Annotated in this window: 18 protein-coding genes; 11 read left to right on the top strand and 7 right to left on the bottom strand. The window is 60.9% G+C overall.

All coding sequences use genetic code 11. The features are described 5' to 3' along the window. The first annotated feature begins 58 nt into the window (after positions 1-58). The 3 genes from ACVWXC_RS12600 to ACVWXC_RS12590 all read left to right on the top strand — a co-directional run bounded on the left by ACVWXC_RS12600 (position 59) and on the right by ACVWXC_RS12590 (position 4,175). Positions 59-412 (top strand): HEPN domain-containing protein, encoded by a 354-nt coding sequence (locus tag ACVWXC_RS12600; RefSeq protein ID WP_083759161.1) that lies wholly within the window; start codon positions 59-61, stop codon positions 410-412. Next, positions 393-3,206: a BPTD_3080 family restriction endonuclease gene (locus ACVWXC_RS12595; RefSeq protein WP_414508365.1), complete on the top strand. Its 2,814-nt coding sequence runs from the start codon at positions 393-395 to the stop codon at positions 3,204-3,206. Before ACVWXC_RS12600 ends, ACVWXC_RS12595 begins: the two co-directional genes overlap by 20 nt. 336 nt (positions 3,207-3,542) lie before the next feature. Continuing rightward, on the top strand, positions 3,543-4,175 hold the full coding sequence (locus ACVWXC_RS12590; RefSeq protein ID WP_457393086.1) for a 4Fe-4S single cluster domain-containing protein: 633 nt from the start codon (positions 3,543-3,545) through the stop codon (positions 4,173-4,175). A gap of 19 nt (positions 4,176-4,194) precedes the next feature. On the opposite strand, the gene ACVWXC_RS12585 is transcribed toward ACVWXC_RS12590, so the two are convergent. Next, on the bottom strand, positions 4,195-4,470 hold the full coding sequence (locus ACVWXC_RS12585; RefSeq protein WP_228375478.1) for a hypothetical protein: 276 nt from the start codon (positions 4,468-4,470) through the stop codon (positions 4,195-4,197). Positions 4,471-4,718: 248 nt separating this feature from the next. Here ACVWXC_RS12585 and ACVWXC_RS12580 point away from each other — a divergent pair, with 248 nt between their 5' ends. Together ACVWXC_RS12580 and ACVWXC_RS12575 are read left to right on the top strand one after the other, a co-directional pair. Next, positions 4,719-5,522: a prohibitin family protein gene (locus tag ACVWXC_RS12580; protein ID WP_414343102.1), complete on the top strand. Its 804-nt coding sequence runs from the start codon at positions 4,719-4,721 to the stop codon at positions 5,520-5,522. Positions 5,523-5,602: 80 nt separating this feature from the next. Continuing rightward, the gene (locus tag ACVWXC_RS12575) at positions 5,603-6,541 is read left to right on the top strand and encodes a prohibitin family protein (RefSeq protein ID WP_457393082.1); all 939 of its coding nucleotides are present in this window, start codon (positions 5,603-5,605) and stop codon (positions 6,539-6,541) included. On the opposite strand, the gene ACVWXC_RS12570 is transcribed toward ACVWXC_RS12575, so the two are convergent. After that, positions 6,542-7,246 (bottom strand): ComF family protein, encoded by a 705-nt coding sequence (locus tag ACVWXC_RS12570; RefSeq protein WP_457393079.1) that lies wholly within the window; start codon positions 7,244-7,246, stop codon positions 6,542-6,544. Positions 7,247-7,443: 197 nt separating this feature from the next. Between ACVWXC_RS12570 and rpsL the strand changes: the two genes are divergently transcribed. The 6 genes from rpsL to dapB all read left to right on the top strand — a co-directional run bounded on the left by rpsL (position 7,444) and on the right by dapB (position 13,245). Then, positions 7,444-7,851: a 30S ribosomal protein S12 gene (gene rpsL, locus ACVWXC_RS12565; protein WP_011430157.1), complete on the top strand. Its 408-nt coding sequence runs from the start codon at positions 7,444-7,446 to the stop codon at positions 7,849-7,851. A gap of 43 nt (positions 7,852-7,894) precedes the next feature. After that, a complete protein-coding gene (gene rpsG / locus ACVWXC_RS12560) occupies positions 7,895-8,365 on the top strand; it encodes a 30S ribosomal protein S7 (RefSeq protein ID WP_011430158.1) in 471 nt (156 codons plus the stop codon). 156 nt (positions 8,366-8,521) lie between these two features. Next, on the top strand, positions 8,522-10,654 hold the full coding sequence (fusA, locus tag ACVWXC_RS12555) for an elongation factor G (protein ID WP_011430159.1): 2,133 nt from the start codon (positions 8,522-8,524) through the stop codon (positions 10,652-10,654). A gap of 22 nt (positions 10,655-10,676) precedes the next feature. Further along, complete coding sequence (tuf, locus tag ACVWXC_RS12550; protein WP_011430160.1) at positions 10,677-11,906, top strand: elongation factor Tu; 1,230 nt, start codon at positions 10,677-10,679, stop codon at positions 11,904-11,906. Between the two features lie 93 nt (positions 11,907-11,999). Next, positions 12,000-12,317: a 30S ribosomal protein S10 gene (rpsJ, locus tag ACVWXC_RS12545; protein ID WP_011430161.1), complete on the top strand. Its 318-nt coding sequence runs from the start codon at positions 12,000-12,002 to the stop codon at positions 12,315-12,317. Positions 12,318-12,408: 91 nt separating this feature from the next. Further along, a complete protein-coding gene (gene dapB / locus ACVWXC_RS12540) occupies positions 12,409-13,245 on the top strand; it encodes a 4-hydroxy-tetrahydrodipicolinate reductase (RefSeq protein WP_041439013.1) in 837 nt (278 codons plus the stop codon). On the opposite strand, the gene ACVWXC_RS12535 is transcribed toward dapB, so the two are convergent. The 5 genes from ACVWXC_RS12535 to tatC all read right to left on the bottom strand — a co-directional run bounded on the left by ACVWXC_RS12535 (position 13,242) and on the right by tatC (position 19,575). Beyond that, on the bottom strand, positions 13,242-14,153 hold the full coding sequence (locus tag ACVWXC_RS12535) for a methylenetetrahydrofolate reductase (protein WP_011430163.1): 912 nt from the start codon (positions 14,151-14,153) through the stop codon (positions 13,242-13,244). The two genes, dapB and ACVWXC_RS12535, sit on opposite strands and share 4 nt — an antisense overlap. A gap of 85 nt (positions 14,154-14,238) precedes the next feature. Further along, positions 14,239-15,759 carry a hypothetical protein gene (locus ACVWXC_RS12530; RefSeq protein WP_457393072.1) on the bottom strand — a complete coding sequence of 507 codons (1,521 nt, stop codon included), beginning with the start codon at positions 15,757-15,759 and terminating at the stop codon, positions 14,239-14,241. A 168-nt stretch (positions 15,760-15,927) separates the two neighbouring features. After that, complete coding sequence (locus ACVWXC_RS12525) at positions 15,928-16,860, bottom strand: LmeA family phospholipid-binding protein (protein WP_240527375.1); 933 nt, start codon at positions 16,858-16,860, stop codon at positions 15,928-15,930. A gap of 71 nt (positions 16,861-16,931) precedes the next feature. After that, the gene (locus tag ACVWXC_RS12520; protein ID WP_228375481.1) at positions 16,932-18,143 is read right to left on the bottom strand and encodes an NAD(P)/FAD-dependent oxidoreductase; all 1,212 of its coding nucleotides are present in this window, start codon (positions 18,141-18,143) and stop codon (positions 16,932-16,934) included. 649 nt (positions 18,144-18,792) lie between these two features. Next, the gene (gene tatC, locus ACVWXC_RS12515) at positions 18,793-19,575 is read right to left on the bottom strand and encodes a twin-arginine translocase subunit TatC (RefSeq protein ID WP_011430168.1); all 783 of its coding nucleotides are present in this window, start codon (positions 19,573-19,575) and stop codon (positions 18,793-18,795) included. Positions 19,576-19,987 lie beyond the last annotated feature (412 nt).

Raw genomic sequence — 19,987 nt, 5'->3', positions numbered from 1 at the left:
AACTCTTTGCCGCAAATCCAAAGAATGAGTCGGCATTCCTTTCTCTCCTTCCTCTTGAATACCTGTACCCTATTTTAAATTAAAAGGCTGTACTTATTTCCACGCCCAGCAGGCGGTGGAGAAATCGCTCAAGGCGGTCTTGTTCCTGCAACAGATCGAGTTCGAGCGCACACACGATCTGGTCAAGCTGGCGCGCCTGTTAGCGAATCGCGGCGTGACGCTGCCAGTCACGGAAAGCCAACTGCGCCGGCTGAACCCTTTTGCCGTCGCCTTCCGCTACGACGATTTGGAAATCACGCTCGCCTCTGACGATGATCTGACGAGCGTGGTTGCCCGGATGTGCCACTGGGCGAAGGAACAGATCAGCGCAGCAACAGAATGCGAGGAAAGCGATGGCCCGGACTACCATTGACCGCTTGATCATCAACTCTCCCTACGAGGAGCCGAAGAAGCACTGGCGCTACGATCGCGAGACGCGTACGTTCGAACTGGTTGAAGGGCGGCGGCCAGCGGGTTACGTGGTAGCGACTCCCGGTTCCAAATCTTTCGACGATCCGGGCATCTTCGTTGAAATCCCGCTTGTCAACCAGATCCGCCCGCGCGTCAAAGCCTGGCGCGAGGCAGGCTATCCCGGGATCACCAGCATCACCAGGCGGCTCTTGGCGCACTGGCATGACCCGGAGGAGTTCGACAGACGTCGCTTTTTCTTCTGTCAATTGGAAGCCGTCGAGACGCTCATTTGGCTGACCGAGGCGCCTGCTGCCGAGCGGGTGGGCATTGAGATCCCGGGAGACGGCGGGGACTTTGATCGGCGGTGCTGCAAGATGGCCACCGGCACGGGCAAGACCATCGTCATGGCGATGGTGATTGCCTGGCACATCCTTAACAAAGTGGCCAACCCCCAAGATGCCCGCTTTTCGAAGAACGTGCTGGTCGTTGCCCCCGGTCTGACGGTCAAGAAACGGCTGGCGGTGCTGGAGCCCGCGGGCGCCGGTAACTATTACGAAGCGTTCGACATTGTGCCGTCCACGCTGCTCGACAAGCTGCGGCAGGGGCGGGTGCTGGTCCGCAACTGGCATGCCCTGGCCTGGGAGAGCGAAGAGCAGATCAAAAAGCGGAAGAGCGTGGACAAACGCGGCGCGAAGAGCGATGAAGCCTATACGCGCGAGGTGCTGGGCGAGATGGCCAACGCGCACAACCTGCTGGTCATCAACGACGAGGCGCACCACGCCTGGCGCGTCAACTGGGAAGCCGAAGGCAAGTACCTGCGCCAGCGTGATTTAAAAGACAGCGCCCAAGAAGCGACGGTGTGGGTTGGAGGCCTGGATCGGCTGCACCGTTCGCGCGGCATTCTCACCTGTTACGACTTCTCCGCCACCCCCTTCGCGCCCTCGGGAAAGAAGAGCAGTGAAGAGGCGCTCTTTGGCTGGATCGTCAGCGACTTCGGGCTGAACGACGCCATCGAATCGGGGCTGGTCAAGACCCCGCGCGTTGTAGTGCGTGACGACGCTGTGCCCAATGCCAAAACCTACAAGTCCCGTCTATACCACATCTACAACGACCCGGAGGTGAAAGACGACCTCAACCGACGCGCCAATCCCGAAGAGCTGCTGCCGGATCTGGTGCTGAACGCCTACTACCTGCTGGGCTACGACTGGCGGGAGACGTGGAAGGCCTGGAAAGCAGCCGACCTGCCCACGCCGCCTGTGATGATCACTGTCTGTAACCGCACTGAGACGGCAGCGCGGGTCAAGCACGCCTTCGAATCACGGCGCATTCCCATTGACGAGCTGTGTAACTCGGAGGGAATCTTGCACATCGACTCGAAGGTGCTAGAAGAGGCTGAGGCAAAGGAAGAGTCCACTGCAGTGGTGGAAGCTTCAGACGAGGCCGATGATGGAGAAGAGGAGGACGTACCGGTCGAATGCCGGCTGACCAAAGCAGAGCAGGCGGAACGTTTGCGAAAGATCGTAGATACGGTGGGCCAGGTGGGGCAGCCCGGCGAGAAAATCCAGAACGTCATTTCCGTTGGGATGCTCAGTGAGGGCTGGGATGCCAAGACGGTGACGCACATTATGGGGCTGCGGGCCTTCACTTCCCAACTTCTGTGCGAGCAGGTCGTGGGCCGGGGCCTGCGCCGCACATCCTACGAGATCAACCCACAAACGGGGCTGCTTGAGCCCGAATACGTCAATATCTTCGGCGTGCCTTTTACTTTCTTGCCGCACGAGGATAGCGGAGATGGCCCGCCGCCCCCGCCAACGCCCAAGACCGCCGTAGAACCGGACCCGGCCAAAGCGGAGTTTGAGATCCGCTGGCCGAATGTGGTGCGCATCGAGCGCTTACTTCAGCCAACGTTGACTCTCGATTGGTCAAAGGTGCAGCCATTGGAACTAGACGCGGCTCAGACGCCGCAAGTGGCAGAACTGGCACCAATTCTCGAAGGCAAGCCCGACGTAAACCAGATCAGCCGTATCGAACTGGAGAAGTTGGCGCGAGAGTTTCGCACGCAGCGCATCATCTTCGAAACTGCCCGCAATGTGTTCGATCAGGTAAGGCAAAGCTGGAGAGGCAGTCGCGAAATCTTGCTGGCGCAGTTGGTGCGGATTGTCGAGCAGTTCATTCGCTCTGACCGGATTTTGATCTCCCCACCTCTTTTTTATCAGGACGAACTGCGCCGTCGGCTGATCATCACCCTCAACCTGTCACGAGTTGTGCAACATGTCTGCGAGGCGGTGCGGCAGGAGAACACTGAGAAACTTGTGCCAGTCTTCGATCGCGACCACCCGATCCGCTCGACGGGCCAAATGCGCACCTGGTACACCAGCAAACCTTGTGAACGCACGCGCAAGTCGCACATCAACGTCTGCGTCTACGACAGCACGTGGGAGGCGTCGGATGCTTTCGTATTGGACAATAGCAGTGCCGTGAGCGCCTGGGCGAAGAACGACCATCTGGGCTTCGAAGTCCTGTACCTGTATCGCGGCGTGGTGCGGAAGTATCGGCCAGATTTTCTTGTGCGCCTGGCCAACGGCGACATGCTCATTCTGGAAACAAAGGGACAGGACACCGAACTAGACCGGGTGAAGCGGCGCTATCTGGACGAGTGGGTGCAAGCCGTCAATGCCCATGGCGCGTTCGGTCGCTGGCGGTGGAAGGTGGCACGTTACCCGGGCGAGATACGAGACACTTTGCTGCAAAGCTAGGAGCAGCAGGGCTCATGGTGGAGTACCGGATCCCGAAAAGTCTGCCCGGGGCTCCTGGCTTCATCTGAAGGCGGGGGATACCCCACCGTCTATACCGTGGGGAGGGATAGCGCCTAGCGCGATGATCAGCTAGAATCTTTCTTTTCCACCAGCAGCCTACCTGACTAACGAAATGGTTGCTTCGTCGATCCCTAACTCCCCTCTCCCAGAGGGAGAGGGGTTGGGGGCGTCAGCGGCGCGGAGCGCTTTGGAGACATCTCCATTAATTACAGCTTTCGCGTTCGGCTTCTCACTAGGCTAAGAGTAGTCTCAAAGCCGTTTTGCAGCAGGTGACCCATGTCCAAGGCAAAGATAGCGCTGGACTTTCAGGCGCGGATCCCGAGAGGCTATCTTAACCTGATGGGCTATGTAGACGAGTCGGAAGTCAATGGGCCGGGCCGGCGCGCTGTGGTCTGGGTGCAGGGCTGCCTGCGAGAGTGCCCGGGCTGCTTCAACCCTACTTCTTGGCCGTTTGAGGTCAACCAACTGGTGAAGATCACCGACCTGGCCGAGCAAATCCTCAGCAACCCCAGAAACGAGGGGGTGACCTTCTCGGGAGGGGAGCCCTTCTGGCAGGCTCCTGCCCTGGCCAGCTTGGCGCGGCTCCTGAAAGCGAAAGGGCTGACGGTGATGGCCTTCAGTGGATTCACGCTGGAAGAGTTGCGATCCCCCCAGGCTCCTCCCGGCGCCCAGGAGCTGCTGCAAGAGCTGGATATTTTGGTGGACGGGCCCTACCTGCAATCCCAGGCCATTCGCTCCCCCCACTCGCTGGTCTCTTCCCGCAACCAGCGGGTGCACGTCTTCAACCCCGCCTTGCAAAACCAGCTTAATTGGGCCAGTGACCAGGTGGAAATTCATATCCTCAAAGATGGAACCCGCATCGTTACCGGCTACGGCAGCCAGTTTCTCCTCGACGAGGCAGGCTCTTGAACTGCAGTGATCCTTTATCCTACACCTGCAGCGGTTCCCTGAGACAAGCGGGCAGTTGCCAGCACATCTCCAGCCAGTTTTTTAGCTCTTCCGGTTGGCCCATGAGGCTCATTTCCACCAGCAGAATGGCGGCTCGGTCGGCGGCTCCTTTGGATCCCAGACGAATTAGGGCAGACAGGCTTTCTTCCCGCCAGCAGACGGATACCCCCTGCCGGATCAAGGCCCGGGCGGCAACGGGGATGCACGAGAGTGGCACTTGGATGTCTCGCCGCTCGTAGTCGACAGTAGGTAGCATGAACGGCAACCCAAATCTTTATTATGTCTTAATCTTCTTCCCTTTTCGCTTGTCTGTCACGGGTCTTTGCAAAGTATGAAGTAATCTTTTGTAAACTTTGTAGAGTTCTCGACATCGTTGAGAACAGTGGGCGAGCAAGCGCGGGATCTCTCGCGGGATCCCTGGAGAAAACTTAAAAGATAGCGGCGATTTCTCGGCCTCATTTCCCCACAGCCGCGAGAATGGCTGCATGCGCAGGAGATGGGGAGATGCGAGCAGAAGGTTGGGAGAGGCGAGTTGGTCGCTGGTTGCCCAAGGCCACCCTTGCCGGAGCCGTGTTGATCCTGGTGGCGATGGGCAGGCCGCTGCGACTGGTGGGCAATGGAGAAAATATGGTGGTGTTCACCTGGGGAGGGGGGGTGAGCCCGATGGCTTTGCAGCCTGGTCTCCATTGGGTGCCGCCCTTTGTCTCTCGCACAGTCATCTTTGATGTGAAAACCCAAGCTCTGACCTGGAAAGACAACGACCCGACCGCCTACGCACCGCGGCTGGTGGCCCTTTCTCAGGATGGGCAGCAGATTGCGGCTGAAGCGACGCTGCAATTTCGCATTGTGGACGCCCCCAAGGTCTATACGCAACTGGGGGAAAATTACCTGGATCGCATCGCCCCCATCGTCCGGTCGGTCATTCTGAATGAGACCAGCGGCTTTTCCGCCCAGGCTCTGTATTCCACGGAGCGCCCGCTGCTGCAAGGACAAATTCGGGAACGGGTGGCTCTTCTGCTGAAGGAATACGGCATCGAGGTTTTGGATTTTCTGCTGCGGGATGTGGATTTCGATCCTGATTTCGTAGCGGCCATTGAGGCAAAAACCATTGCCGAAAATCAACTGGCGCAAAAGCAATTTGAGATCGAGCAGGCCCGCCAAGATGCCCGCGCCATCATTTCTCAAGCGGAGGCAGAAGCCGGTCAATTGAGAGCCAAAGCACAGGCCCTCACCCAAAATCCGCAGTACTTAGAGGTGGTGAAAGCTGCGGTACTGGGATCCCGTCTGGAAACTTTGATCACCAAATAACTCAACAGGAAATCAATCCTTTTAGCCTGTCCCCAATTTCCTCAGCTCTTCTCACCGACCCTAAAACGGGAGCAGCCGCCATGTATCCAACAGGAGAAGCACCCCACAGCAGAGCCGGTTGGCTGACCGCGGGAGTGATCGCCCTCTTGGCAGCTCTGGGAGTGCTCCGCGCTTGCCTGTACGTTACTTTGCCCGGACATGCCACTGTAGTGTTCAATACCTTTTCCGGGTTGCAGAAGGGGCGGGTAGAATTGCCGGGGGTCATCTTCCGGATCCCGGGGATCGAAACGCCGATCACCTACACCGTGCTCACCCGCGTTTGGGAGTTTACCAACAACCCCGCCTCGGCCAATGCCATCAGCAACGCCATCACCGTGAACACCGCCGATGGACAAGCCTTTGCCATCGATGTGGCCATTGCCCTCAAGCCCAACCTCGCCACTTTGGATGAGCTGCACGCCAGCATCGGCGAGAACTATCTTTCGACAGTGGTGGTGCCGGTGGTGCGCTCCAAAATCCGGGATATCTCCGCCTCTTTCGATTCCGAGGATTTCTACCGCAAAAGCCAGCGCACGGCCATCGAACAACGGGCCCTGGACTTGATCCGCCAAGAGATGCCCACCGTCAACCGCGATGGTCAAGCCCTGCCCTTGATCCAGGTAGAAGGCCTCTTCCTGGGCAACCCCGATTTTCCACAAGCTCTGCGAGATTCCATTGAACGCAAACAGGTGGCCTCGATTACGGCACAAACAGCAGCAGTGCGGGCACAAATTCAGCAAAAGGAAACCGAGCGGCTGTTGATCCTGGCGGCAGCCAACCAGCGGGCCATTGAGCTGAAGGGACAAGCAGCAGCGGAAAACGCACAACTGGCGGATCTGTTGTTTTACGAAAAACTCCAGGAGCGCATCCAAAACCCGACGGACTCGCTGCCCCCTCTGCGCATCATCCGCGTCGAGGGGGATGCCACCGTGTTCCTCAACGTGGATCCCCGGCAGGCAGCCCTGCAACAGGCCCGATAGTCAAGCCTGGCCACGCCGTCGGAGCTGCCAGGGCAGGGTGGAACGGTCGGCAGCTTGCTGCGCCTGGGCCACGACGATCACCCCGGCCACCGGGATCCCGGCAGCGACCAAGACCTGCTGCGCCGCTTGGACGGTGGAGCCGGTGGTGTAGATGTCATCCACCAGTAGCACCGGCGTGGCGGGAGCGCGCTTGAGAGCAAAGGCGCCTGCCAAGTTCTGCTGGCGTTGCAGGGGGTTGAGCTCATGTTGGGCCGCTGTGGCCCGCACCCGCACCAGAGCGTCAGGTAAATGTCTTAGACCCGTCCGCTCGCAAAAAGCTTGGCTGATCAAAGCCGCCTGGTTGTAGCCCCGCTGCCGCAGCCGCTCCGCATGCAGAGGGATGGGCACCACCGTATAGTCGTGGCGAGACAGCAGGTCATGGCTTCCCTGGGATCCCGAACGCTTCTGTCGGCTCTCCAGCCAGCGGGATCCCAGCCATTCCCCCAAAACCGCGCCAATGCGCCGCTGTCCTTCATATTTCAGGCAATAGATGGCCCGGCCCAGCGCTCCCCGGTGGATCCCCCAAGCATAAAGCGGCCAAGGCGAAGTGGTGACCGGCCAAGAGTCGAGCCGCTCCGCCTGCAGCCGCCTTTGACAGTCTGGACAAAACACAGCCTTAGCCGGGCGCTGGCAGAGCGGACAAGGGAGCAAAATCCACCAATCCATCCAGCCCATCGCCTTTCGCGAGTTCCTTCTGGTGTGCAGAAGCTCCTCTAGGCTAGCTGAGGGGAACAAGGATGCTGAAATTCTCACTCAGCCAAGCCACCAGCCCAGAAGCTGATCCCTTAAGTTGACGCCGGGATCCCGCCTTGCTAGGATTTACTACTGCCGGATAATTGAGTAGCGATCTTCTCAGCCAACCCATGCCCACCATTCAGCAACTCATTCGCGAAGAGCGCAAGGCTGCCGTTCGCAAGACCAAGGCCCCTGCCCTGAAAGGATGTCCTCAGCGGCGGGGAGTTTGCACCCGAGTGTACACGACAACGCCCAAGAAGCCCAACTCAGCTTTGCGGAAGGTGGCGCGGGTTCGCCTCACCTCTGGCTTTGAAGTTACTGCTTACATCCCCGGCATTGGCCACAACCTACAAGAGCACTCGGTGGTCATGATTCGCGGCGGAAGGGTCAAGGACTTGCCCGGCGTGCGCTATCACATTATTCGGGGCACGCTCGACGCCGCAGGAGTGAAAGACCGCAAGCAAGGCCGCTCCAAATACGGGGCAAAACGGCCTAAGCCCGGCCAAGCCCCAGCCGCCGCTGGCAAGAAGAAATAGTTTCCCTCTGGACGTCATCCTGCCTTCAAGTTCTACAGCTCCTATGTCTCGCCGCAACCGTGCTCCTCGCCGTGACGTGCCTCCAGATCCCAAGTACGGGAGCCGTTTGGTTACCATGCTGATCCACAAGTTGATGATGAGGGGCAAGGCTTCTCTTGCCGCCAGGATCCTCTACGACGCTCTAGAGATTGTGCGAGAGCGCACCGGCCAGGATCCGCTGCCCGTACTGGAAAATGCCGTTCGCAACGCCACCCCCTTGGTGGAGGTGAAAGCGCGGCGGGTGGGCGGCGCCACCTATCAGGTGCCTGTGGAGGTCAGAGCGGAGCGAGGAACCTCATTGGCGCTGCGCTGGCTAGTCACCTTTTCCCGCACCCGTCCAGGCCGCACTATGTCTGCCAAGTTAGCCAATGAGATTATAGATGCGGCCAACGAAACCGGCAACGCCATCCGCCGGCGAGAGGAAGTCCATCGCATGGCCGAAGCCAACAAAGCCTTTGCCCACTACCGCTACTGAACCCCGCTGGCCGAGCAAAGGAGGATGTTGTTGGGATCCCTTCCCATTTGCCGAGAGCTGGGCTGGATCTGGAGGAGAAGGGGCAAAAAAGACTAGAATTGTAAAGGTTTTTTTAGTTTGCCCGAGTCGCAGGGCGACGAGGATTGGGAGGTTAACGTGGCACGCACAGTTCCCCTGGAACGAGTTCGAAATATTGGTATCGCGGCCCACATCGATGCTGGCAAGACCACGACCACAGAACGGATCCTCTTCTATTCCGGTCTGGTGCATAAGCTTGGCGAGGTTCACGAGGGAACCACGGTAACCGACTGGATGGCTCAGGAACGGGAGCGGGGCATCACCATCACGGCCGCGGCCATCACTACCCGTTGGACCAAGCGGGATCCGAAAAACCCCTCCCAACCTCTCGCCGGCGCGCCGGAATACACCATCAACATCATCGACACGCCAGGGCACGTGGACTTCACCATCGAGGTGGAGCGCTCGATGCGGGTGCTGGACGGGGTGATCGCCGTCTTCGACTCGGTAGGGGGCGTGCAGCCGCAGTCGGAAACCGTCTGGCGGCAGGCCAATCGTTACAATGTGCCCCGCATTGCCTTTGTCAACAAAATGGATCGCATGGGGGCCAATTTCCTCAAGGTTTATAACCAGATCCGGGAGCGCCTCAAAGCCAACGCCGTGCCGATCCAACTGCCCATCGGGGCGGAAGACGAGTTCCGCGGCATCGTCGATCTGGTGCGCTTGCAGGCCAATATCTACATGGATGAGATCGGCAAGGACATTCGCCCTGCCCCCATCCCGGAGGAGATGAAGGATCTGGTGGCGGAATACCGGGCCAAGCTGGTGGAAGCAGTGGCCGAGACCGACGAGGCCCTGATGGAGAAGTACTTTGCCGAGGAGGATCTGAGCGAAGCCGACCTAATGGCTGGTCTGCGCAAAGGCACCATCAGCGGCCAAATTGTGCCCATGCTGTGCGGCTCTGCCTTCAAGAACAAGGGTGTGCAGATGCTGCTGGACGCGGTGGTGGACTACCTTCCCTCTCCCATCGATATTCCCGCCATCAAGGGGGTATTGCCGGATGGGTCGGAGGTGTCGCGCAAAGCCAGCGACGATGAGCCCTTCTCCGCCCTGGCCTTCAAGCTGATGAGCGACAAGTACGGAGACCTCACCTTTATCCGCGTTTACTCTGGGGTGCTAACCAAGGGCACCTATGTGCTCAACTCCACCAAGAACAAAAAGGAGCGCATCTCCCGCCTAGTGGTGCTCAAGGCGGACGAGCGTCTGGATGTAGATGAGCTGCGGGCAGGCGATCTGGGGGCTGTGTTGGGCCTGAAAGATACCACCACTGGGGACACCCTCTGCGACGAAAACGCGCCGGTGATCCTGGAGTCCCTATATATCCCCGAGCCGGTAATCTCGGTGGCTGTCGAGCCTAAGACCAAAGCCGATATCGACAAACTCTCCAAAGCGCTGCAGGCCCTGGCCAAGGAGGATCCCACCTTCCGCGTCTCGGTGGATCCGGAGACCAACCAAACCATCATCTCCGGCATGGGCGAGCTCCACCTGGAGATTCTGGTGGATCGCATGCTGCGGGAGTTCAACGTAGAAGCCAACGTGGGCAACCCCCAAGTGGCCTACCGCGAAACCATCCGCAAGCCAGTTAGCCGCGTGGAAGGGAAGTTCATCCGCCAGACTGGCGGCCGCGGCCAGTACGGCCATGTGGTCATCGACCTGGAGCCGGCAGAGCCGGGCACGGGGTTCGAGTTTGTCTCCAAAATTGTGGGTGGTGTCATCCCCAAAGAGTACATTCCGCCTGCCGAGCAAGGGATCCGCGAAGCCTGCGAGTCCGGCGTCTTGGCTGGCTATCCTTTGATCGATATTCGCGTCACGCTGGTGGACGGCTCCTACCACGAGGTGGACTCCAGCGAAATGGCCTTCAAGATCGCCGGCTCGATGGCGTTGAAGGAGGCTGCTCGCAGAGCCAACCCCGTCCTGCTGGAGCCGATGATGAAGGTGGAGGTGGAAGTTCCCGAAGCCTTCGTCGGGGATGTTATCGGAGACATCAACGCCCGTCGCGGCCAGATGGAGGGGATGAGTACAGAGGGCGGCATCTCCAAGGTCAATGCCAAGGTTCCCTTGGCGGAGATGTTTGGATATGCCACCGACATCCGCTCCAAAACCCAAGGGCGGGGCATCTTTACGATGGAGTTCAGCCACTACGAGGAAGTTCCTCGCAGTATTGCCGAAGCCATCATTGCCAAAAGCAAAGGAAGTGGAGTAACCAACTGAAATCAAAAGGAAGTGATGATTCATGGCACGCGCTAAGTTTGAACGTACCAAACCGCACGTCAACGTTGGCACCATTGGCCACGTCGACCACGGCAAGACGACGTTGACCGCCGCCATTACTATGACCCTGGCTGCTCTGGGTCAGGCCACAGCCAAGCGCTATGACGAGATCGACGCGGCGCCAGAGGAGAGAGCCCGCGGTATCACTATCAACACTGCCCACGTGGAGTACCAGACGGAGAAGCGTCACTACGCCCACGTGGACTGCCCCGGCCACGCCGACTACGTGAAAAACATGATCACGGGCGCGGCCCAGATGGATGGGGCCATCCTGGTGGTCTCGGCGGCCGATGGGCCGATGCCGCAGACGCGAGAGCACATCCTGTTGGCCCGTCAGGTGGGGGTACCCAGCTTGGTGGTCTTCCTCAACAAGGTGGACATGGTGGACGACGAGGAGCTGCTGGAGCTGGTGGAGCTGGAGATACGGGAGCTCCTCTCCAAGTACGACTTCCCCGGCGACGAAATCCCCATCATCAGAGGATCCGCTCTCAAGGCTCTGGAAAGGATGCAGGCCAACCCCAAAACCCAGCGGGGTGAGGATCCCTGGGTGGACAAGATCTACGAGCTGATGGATGCGGTAGACTCCTACATTCCAACGCCGGAGCGGGATGTGGACAAGCCCTTCCTGATGGCAGTGGAAGATGTCTTCTCGATCACCGGTCGCGGCACGGTGGCGACGGGCCGGATCGAGCGGGGCCGCATCAAAGTTGGCGAAACCGTGGAGCTGGTGGGATTGCGAGAAACCCGTTCCACCACCGTTACCGGTCTAGAGATGTTCCAGAAGACGCTGGACGAGGGGATTGCCGGCGACAACGTGGGTGTGTTGTTGCGGGGTATTCAGAAGAACGAGGTGGAGCGGGGCATGGTGCTGGCCAAGCCCAAGACCATCACTCCTCACACCCAGTTCGAGTCGGAGGTTTACGTCCTCAAGAAGGAAGAGGGCGGACGTCACACCCCCTTCTTTGCCGGCTATCGTCCTCAGTTCTACGTGCGTACCACCGACGTCACCGGCACCATCACTTCCTTCACGGCTGACGACGGCTCTAAGCCGGAGATGGTGATGCCCGGCGACCGCGTCAGGATGACGGTAGAGCTGATCCAGCCCATCGCCATCGAGCAAGGGATGCGCTTTGCCATTCGTGAGGGCGGTCGTACCGTAGGGGCCGGTGTGGTCTCTAAGATCCTGAAGTAAGCGGCTTTCTCTTGGCAGGGATTGGGCGCTGGTCACTCCAGGCAAGCTCGATCCCTGCCATTTTTTTGAGTACACCCTACCTTCTCTCCGACTATGGCTACCTTGACCCAACAGAAAATTCGTATCCGCCTAAAGGCCTACGACCATCGGCTACTGGATACTTCCTGCGACAAAATCGTGGACACGGCCCGCCGCACGGAGGCTGTGCCAGTTGGCCCGATCCCTTTGCCGACGCGGCGTCGCCTCTACTGTGTGCTGCGTTCCCCCCACACGGACAAGGATTCGCGGGAACATTTTGAAGTTCGCACCCACCGCCGCATTATCGACATCTACTCCCCCTCTTCCAAAACCATCGATGCTTTGATGAAGCTGGATCTGCCGGCAGGGGTGGACATCGAGGTGAAATTGTGAGGCTCCGCTCGGGGATCCGGCGCTAGGTTAGGCAAGGGGGCAGGTGGTGACCACAGCAGTCGAGCAAAAAAGACGAGAAGAGGGCGCCGCCATTGGGGAGGGGACGGCGGCTTCTGAGCCCATCCCGGTCTTGGTGGTGGGAGCCCTGGGCAAGATGGGGCGGGAGGTGGTGCGGGCGGTGGCCCAAACCCCCGACATGAAGTTGGTGGGGGCGGTGGCCCGTTCCCAGTTGGGCTCGGACATTGGCGAGGTGTTGGGCCTGGGATCCCTGGGAGTCGAGATTACCGACGACCTGGCGGGCCAGTTGCTGCGGCTGTCGCAGCGGAGCGCCCGAGGCGTCATGGTGGATTTCACCCATCCGCGCTCTGTGTATGAAAACGTCCGCTCGGCCATTGCGTTTGGGGTGCGGCCGGTGGTGGGGACGACGGGCCTGACGCCGGAGCAGGTGGAGCGGCTGAGGGATCTGGCGGATAAGTCCGGTGTGGGCTGTCTAATTGCGCCCAACTTTGCCATCGGCATGATCCTGCTGCAGCAGATGGCGCTGCAGGCGGCCCAATATTTCGATCACGTGGAGATTGTCGAGCTGCACCACAACCGCAAGGTCGATGCCCCCAGCGGCACGGCTCTGCAGACGGCGCAGCGGCTGGGACAACTGGGCAAAGCTTTTAACCCGCCTGAGGTGGAAGAAAAGGAGCTGATCCCCGGCTCGCGGGGAGGGATCCCCGGCCCCAACATCCCCATCCACAGCGTTCGCCTGCCGGGGCTTATTGCCCACCAGGAGGTGATCTTCGGCGGCATGGGGCAGACGTTGACCTTGAGACACGACATCACGGATCGGATGGCCTTCATGCCGGGAGTGATCCTGGGCATTCGCAAGGTGCTGCAGCTCAAGGGGCTGGTCTACGGCTTGGAGCAGGTGTTGAGCTAGCTGCTCAGGGGCGGGATCCCGGCCTCGTCCAGGATGTGCGGGATGAGGTGTTCGGCCTTGACGGCCATCAGGTGCACGCCGTGACAGATCTGGCGGGCCTGGCGCACCTGTTCGGCAGCAATGCGGATCCCTTCTTCGAGGGGATCGGGGGCATCGGCCAGCCGCTGGATAATGGCGTCCGGGATCTGCACCCCCGGCAAGTTGCGGTTGATGAAGAGGGCGTTTTTGGCGGATTTGAGCAGGAAGATGCCCGCCAGGATGGGCTTGCCGGCGGGGCGGCCCAGCTTGTCCATGAAGCGCTCCAGTTGCTCGAAGTCGGTCACCATCTGGCTTTGGAAAAACTGGGCTCCGTTCTCCAGCTTGCGGTGGAAGCGCCGCTCCAGGCCGGAAAAGCTGGGGGATTGCGGCTCTACGGCTGCCCCCGGGAACAGACAGGTGCCGCCGTCGGGGAGGGGCTTGCCGTTGCAGTCGAGGCCGTTGTTGAGGCGTTGGATAAGCTGCAGCAGACGCACCGATTCCAGGTCAAAGACTGGGCGGGCATCGGGGCAATCCCCCACCTGGATGGGATCCCCGGTGAGGGCCAGCACGTTGCGCAGGCCGAGCGCTGAGGCCCCCAACAGATCCCCCTGCAGAGCCAGGCGGTTGCGATCCCGGCAGGCCAGCTGCAGGATGGGTTCAACGCCCGCCTGCTGCAACAGCAGCGAGGCGGCCAGGGGGCTCATGCGGGCCATGGCGCGGTTGGAGTCCGTGATGTTGACGGCATGCACCCGGCCCTTGAGCTGCTGGGCCAGAGAGAGCAGGGTGCTGGTGTCGGATCCCTTGGGGGGGGTGATCTCAGCCGTGAGCAAAAATTCCCCCCGCTGGATGGCTTGGGCAAAGCGCGACGGTGGTGGGCAGGTCAGGGCCACAATTCTGGGAAGACCGAAAGAAAAAGCAGTGGGTTGGCCTATTATCCGCTGTTTTGGGAGGGTTTTTCCAGCCAAAGCGCTTTTCTCAGGGCTTGGGCGAAGGGGAAGGGCTGGGCGGAGGCTGCACCCGCATTTCTCCCAGCCAGAGGGGGGGATCCCCCTGGTGCAGACGCTGCTGCCAGTTTGTCGCCGCCGCGGGCGGGATCCCCTGCGGGCCCAGGGCCCAGCTCCAGCCAATCACCTGGAGCCACCGTCCGGCTTGCAAGCCTTCCAAAAAGGGCTGGGCAGCTTCTGCGTCGGGAGACGGCCCGCTGAGGATCAGGGGCAACTGGGGGTTAAAGGCCACAAGGCGACGGTACAACGCTTCAAAGGTCTCGGGATCCCCCTTCACCTCCAGGCTCAGCCAGTCCACCCCTGGCAAGGCGGCCCAGGCAGACGCTGCCTCGTTATCCGCTCCCTCCAGCTCTAAAACCCAGAGCAAATTGGCCTCAGAGCGCAGGGTTTGTATCAGGTGACGGTAGGCCCGTCGTTGCAGCTCTGTATCCCCGTCCCCGACAGCTACGGCCAGGATAATCGGGGTGGCAAAGCGCTGGATGCCCCGAGCCCAAGAGCGCAAGGTCTCATCCTGTTCGCCCGCAGCCAGGGAAGAGAGGTGGGCCGGCTGCAGCCGCAGGCGTAGGTAGGGAACGGAGCCGCTCTCCCGCAGGCGATTGGCCAGGGGCTGGGGAAAATCCTGGCGCGGATCCCAGAGGTGCTCCACCGCTGCCCAGGCGGGGGGCTGGCCAATGGCCTGGCGATAGGCCAGAAGCTGCTCCCAAGTTGGCATGCCCGACCAAGTGACCCCATGATACAGCCGGCTCGTGGGGGGAGGCAGCGGCCTGCCCCGCTGAAAAGGGGCAGAATCGGGCGGGATGGGGGAGGTGAGGACAACCTGCAGCCGTAGAGACGGCGAGGGGTCAGGGGCGTCGGCCTCCGGGAGGGAGAAGGGGAAACTCCACGTGCGCTCCTCGAACCGACCCTGAGTCATCTGGCGGGCATAGAAGTCCTGGGGGGGCGGCAGCGGCTCCAGCGCCTTGTCCCCCCAGAAGGCCTGCTGTACCACCAGGCGCACCCCCTCGCCAGGGTGAACTAGGGGCGTGGTGGTATCCAGGTGAAAGCTGCCGCTGAGGCGGGTAAACGTCTTGTGGGGCTCAACTCGGAAAGAGAGTGTGAGCTGGTCAGGCCGATAGGTGCCCAAGGCGCGGGAGGAGGGGGTGGGGAGCAGGGATCCCAGCTGCTCTGCCAAGCTCTCGCAGTCGGTGCAGGGAAGGAGAGCCTGCGGATGGAGAGAGATGGGAGCCTTGCGGGCAGATTGCAACTGCTCAGACGTGATCACAAAGCTGGCCCAAAGGTGCTTCAGAAGGGGATCCCGGCCGGGCGGAATATCGGAGAAAGTTCGCCCGGGGGGCGTGGCTGTGCGTGTGCCGGCAGCCGTCCCATCCAGGGGCACCGTGGAGAAGGCGTCGCTGGAACATCCCCCCAGCAACACCAGCGACAGGATTAGCGGCAGAGTCCCCAAGAGCAGGGGCCTAACACTGGGTTGTAGCGGCGGCGATCCCCAAGCCATGAACTCACCTCAATACACCACCCCTCCGCGACCGCTTGGCAACGGCTAGAGGGATTCTCGCCCAGCAGCCCAACCTTGGGTTTGATCCCGATCACAACTTGGCCACCGCAGATCCCGCTGGCACCGCCCAAAGGCAAGCTCAAGTGGTCGAGCCCTGGCGACAACCCGCTACCCCTGCGGCACTGCCGCCGCCTCCGGGTAGATGACCAACATGCCCTCGTAGAGGATTTGGCCAGGCTGCAACTCCAGGCGATCGATGCGCACGCCTGGATCCAACTGGATGGGAAAATCCGCCAGGCCGGGGATGGGGATCTCCTGCCCTTCGCTCACCCACAGGGGATTGACCAGCCGCAACTGGTTGGGACCCTGAGCCTGTAGCCCAGTTAGCACCGTAACCGGCACCTCCACCCCCTCGGGAGTAACCAATTGGGCCTGGATGCGCAGCCGATTTTGCTGCAAGGTGACCTGGGGCTGGCGGATCAAGAAGGGCACCGCTTGACCTCCAAAGGGCAGTTGCACCTGCGCCTGGGCCAGTTGGGACTGGATGAGGGGAGCCTGAAGGCTGCGGTTGAGATCGTCTTCGGTGAGGCGCAAGCTCACCTGCACCGGCACGGGGGCCAACAGCCGCAGGGGACTACGTCCCTGGATGGCTTCCCCTACATTGAGGCGAATATCCTGGCCCTGCAGCCGCAGGTGGCTGACCTGGAATCCCTGATAGATGAGGTTGTCTCCCGACACCTGGGCCTGGGGGATCTGGCCGTTCAAAATCTGGGCGTCGGAACCGGCGATCTGCACCCGCAAGTTGTCCACCTGCTGCACCTCAGAGCGAATCCAGGCGGCCACCAGAGGATTGAGCAAGGAGCTGGCGATCTGGGCAAAAGCGGGCCAGGGCAAAAACATGGTGGGCAGGCTCAGCAGCAGAGCAAGCCCCAGCCGCTGCCCCCCTGGGGAGAGCCGTCGGCGGCGGCAGGCTGTCGGTGGGATCTGGGAAACAGAGGGACCCTCTAGAATGACCGAGTCCTGATCAGGCCGATAACAAGCTGTGGGCAGCACTGGGTACCTCAGCAAGGAACGACGGGCAATGGCGAGAGGCCAAGGCAAGGCCGAACTAGGACTAGATTACGACAGGACTTCTGCAGCGAATAGGGGGCTCTCCCGCACACCTGAAGGAACTATCCGTCTGTCAACTGCCACCAAAGATACCCCAGCCGCAGGTAGTGAAGCCGCAGCCAGGGGAAAGGGAAAAGGCGCGGTGGCTGGCGGAAGAGGGCGCTAATTTGGGGTCGGATGCCGGCGATCTCCTGGGCCAGGATTTTGCCTGCCCACACCCCTGTGGCCACGCCGCTGCCGTGGTAGGCCAGGCCGTACCAGAGGCTGGGATCCGTCGGCGAAGGGCCGATGTGGGGGTGAAGCTGGCGGGAGAGGCAAACCAAGCCGTTCCAGGCGTACTCGATCTCCACCCCCTCCCAGGCGGGAAAGAGGCGGTAGAGCTGCCGCGCCATCCAGGCCCGCAGGCGCTGGCGTTCCCTTGGGGCATCGCAGGTGCCGTCCCGCCCCCCAAACAGCAAGCGCCCATCCGGCAGGAGACGGTAGTAGAACAGCAGCCGTCGCGTGTCGTAGATCGGCGTCGGATCCCACCAGCCCTGAGCCCTTCGCTCTGCCGGCGTCAGAGGCCGGGTGACCAGAATGTTGGAAAGCACCGGCAACAGGGATCCGGCCAATTGGGGGTAGAGGTTGGCCGGCGTGTAGCCATTGGTGGCGATGACCAGGTGCCGTGCCCGCACCGTTCCCCCGGGCGTATGGCAAAGGTGGCGGGAGCCAACCTTTTCCCAGGCAACGACCCGGCTGGCGCTGTGCAATTGCGCTCCCCATTTCTGGGCGGCCTGGGCCAGCCCTTGGGCAAGCTTGAGGGGGTTGAGGCCAAACCCCACCCCGATGTGGAGGGCGCCGTGGTTCTCGCGGCTGTCGAAGCCCCGTTCCCGCAACTCTTTGGGGCTGAGGAGCTGAACTGGGTAGCCGGCCACCTGGGCGTAGATCTGGTATTCGGCCTCCAACTCCCGCCAAGCGCTGGGGCGGTGGGCTACTGCGTACCAACCTTCTCCCTGGGCATCCAGGGAAAAGCCCTCGGCAGCGGCCAGCTCTTGCACGGTCTCCACCGCCTGCCGCTGATCCCGGTAGTAGCGCTCCGTCTCCGCCAGGCCTACCCGCCGCACCATTTGGGCATGGGTGAGGTAGCTCGCCCCCACTCCGCAGAAGCCGCCGTTGCGCCCGGAGGCGCCCCAGCCCAGGGATCCCGCCTCCAGCAGGCAAGCCGAGATGCCGTGATCGCGGGCCAGGTGCAGGGCCGTCGATAGCCCCGTCAATCCTCCTCCTATGATGGCCACCTCGGCCTCAACCTGCCCTTGCAGAGGCGCCGGATGTCGCCAACTGGAATCTGGTATTGTGCTGTCCCAGTAGCTGCCGACTGGGTAAGCAGGATCGTAGGTTTTGGGAGGATAAGGATTTGTCTTCGGGAGAAAAGTCCAAGCAACCATAGAACTTTAGAAGACTGGTTGGTCAAAAGCCAATTGCTCTTTGCCCATCGGCCAAACCTCCCTTTGAGAAGAGCTCAGCAGCGCAGCGAGCCGCCGTTTGCCCTCGCTGGCCCAGAGGCTACAGCAGGCACCAAAACCGCCTCTTCTGACAACCGCACCAACCCCCCCAGGGCTTGCGAACAGGCCTCTCGTCCCTGGTGGGCTGGCGAGCGGTACGCTGGCAGAGTGAGGCGGGCCAATCCGCCGTTGAAATACCCTGCCCGGGAAAATTGGCCGGGATCCCTTCCAGTTCAAGGCGGGCCGGGCCCGCTCTCCCCCCGCTGGCGGTGGAGCCGTCTCTTGCCGATGGGGGTGGATGCCGGAACCCCGGCGCTAGCCAGGGCTGCAGTCCCGACTGTTGCCGCTGAGCAACTTGGTGAGAAGGTAGAGTTTATCCATTGGCGTTTCTCTTTCCCGGGCCGGAGACCCCGCTGGCAGAATCAAGGTCTGCGGCCTTGGGTCATTTGCCAAGCAGCTTCACCAGGAGAATGCCAAACAAGTACAGGAACGTTACCGCGCCAGCCAGGAGGCTCTGGGTGAGGGGATCCGTGGAAGGGGTGAGAATGGCCCCCGCCACCACCGAACCTAGGACAACATAGCGCCAACCCTTGAACATCTGCTCAGCAGTTACCAGGCCCAAAGCTCCCAGCAGCGCCTGCAAAATCGGCACCTGAAAGGCCAAGCCAGTGCTGAACATCAGCAGCAGCACAAACTCAAAGTAGCGGTCGATGGACCAGGCCTGATCCACCACCCCTTCCCCATAGCGAATGAAGAAGTTGAGCGCCGCCGGAATGAGGAGGTAGTAGGCAAAGACCAAGCCAGCCACAAACAAAAGGCTGGATCCGAGCACCACCGGCCCCAACAGCTTGCGCTCCTTGACGCTCAGCCCTGGCAAGACGAAGCGGGCAATTTGGTAGAGCACAAAGGGCGTGGCCAAGAGCAGCCCCGAATATGCCGCCACTTTCATAGAGACGAAAAAATACTCGCCCGGCGCCAGTTGCAAGAAGGTCACCCCCTGAGCGGGCACCTCCAGCAGGGCGACGATGCGGTTCACCACCAGAAAACAGGCGACGATACACAGGGCCACCGCAATGACACTGGCCAAGAGGCGGCTACGCAACTCCTCCAGATGCTCCATCAAGCTCATCTCGACCTCGTAGGGAAACTCCGGATCTGGCACCCGAGAAGGCTCAGGTGTTGCCGGAGCTTGCTGCGAGGACTCGGTCTCAGAGGCAAGGGGCATGGGCCGACAGGTAACGAAACCTTTCCCGCTATCTTAGCCCTGCCCCACCCTTAAGGAAAAGCGCCCGCCCAATACATGGCCCCCTTCCAAGCTGTTCCCGGAAGGAACTGCCGGGTTGTGGACGGGAGCTGCCCTTGCTCAAAGTCTCTGCTTCACCAGACTGTTGACGTTCTCCCCCGAACCCCCAAACCCCCCGTATACGGGGGGACAGAGGGGAGCTAGGATCCCCGCCCCAAAGGGCTGGGGAGTATGTCAATACTTCATCTCGCCCGGCTAGGCTGAGGCGGGAGCAGCTCTAAAATTCTGAAGGACACAAAAGATACAGCCTTTTAATTTAAAATAGGGTACAGGTATTCAAGAGGAAGGAGAGAAAGGAATGCCGACTCATTCTTTGGATTTGCGGCAAAGAGTT

It is taken from the genome of Thermostichus sp. OS-CIW-20 (assembly GCF_054061455.1).
The sequence above is the reverse complement of the archived record's forward strand: the minus strand, read 5'-3'. Positions and strand labels throughout refer to the sequence as shown.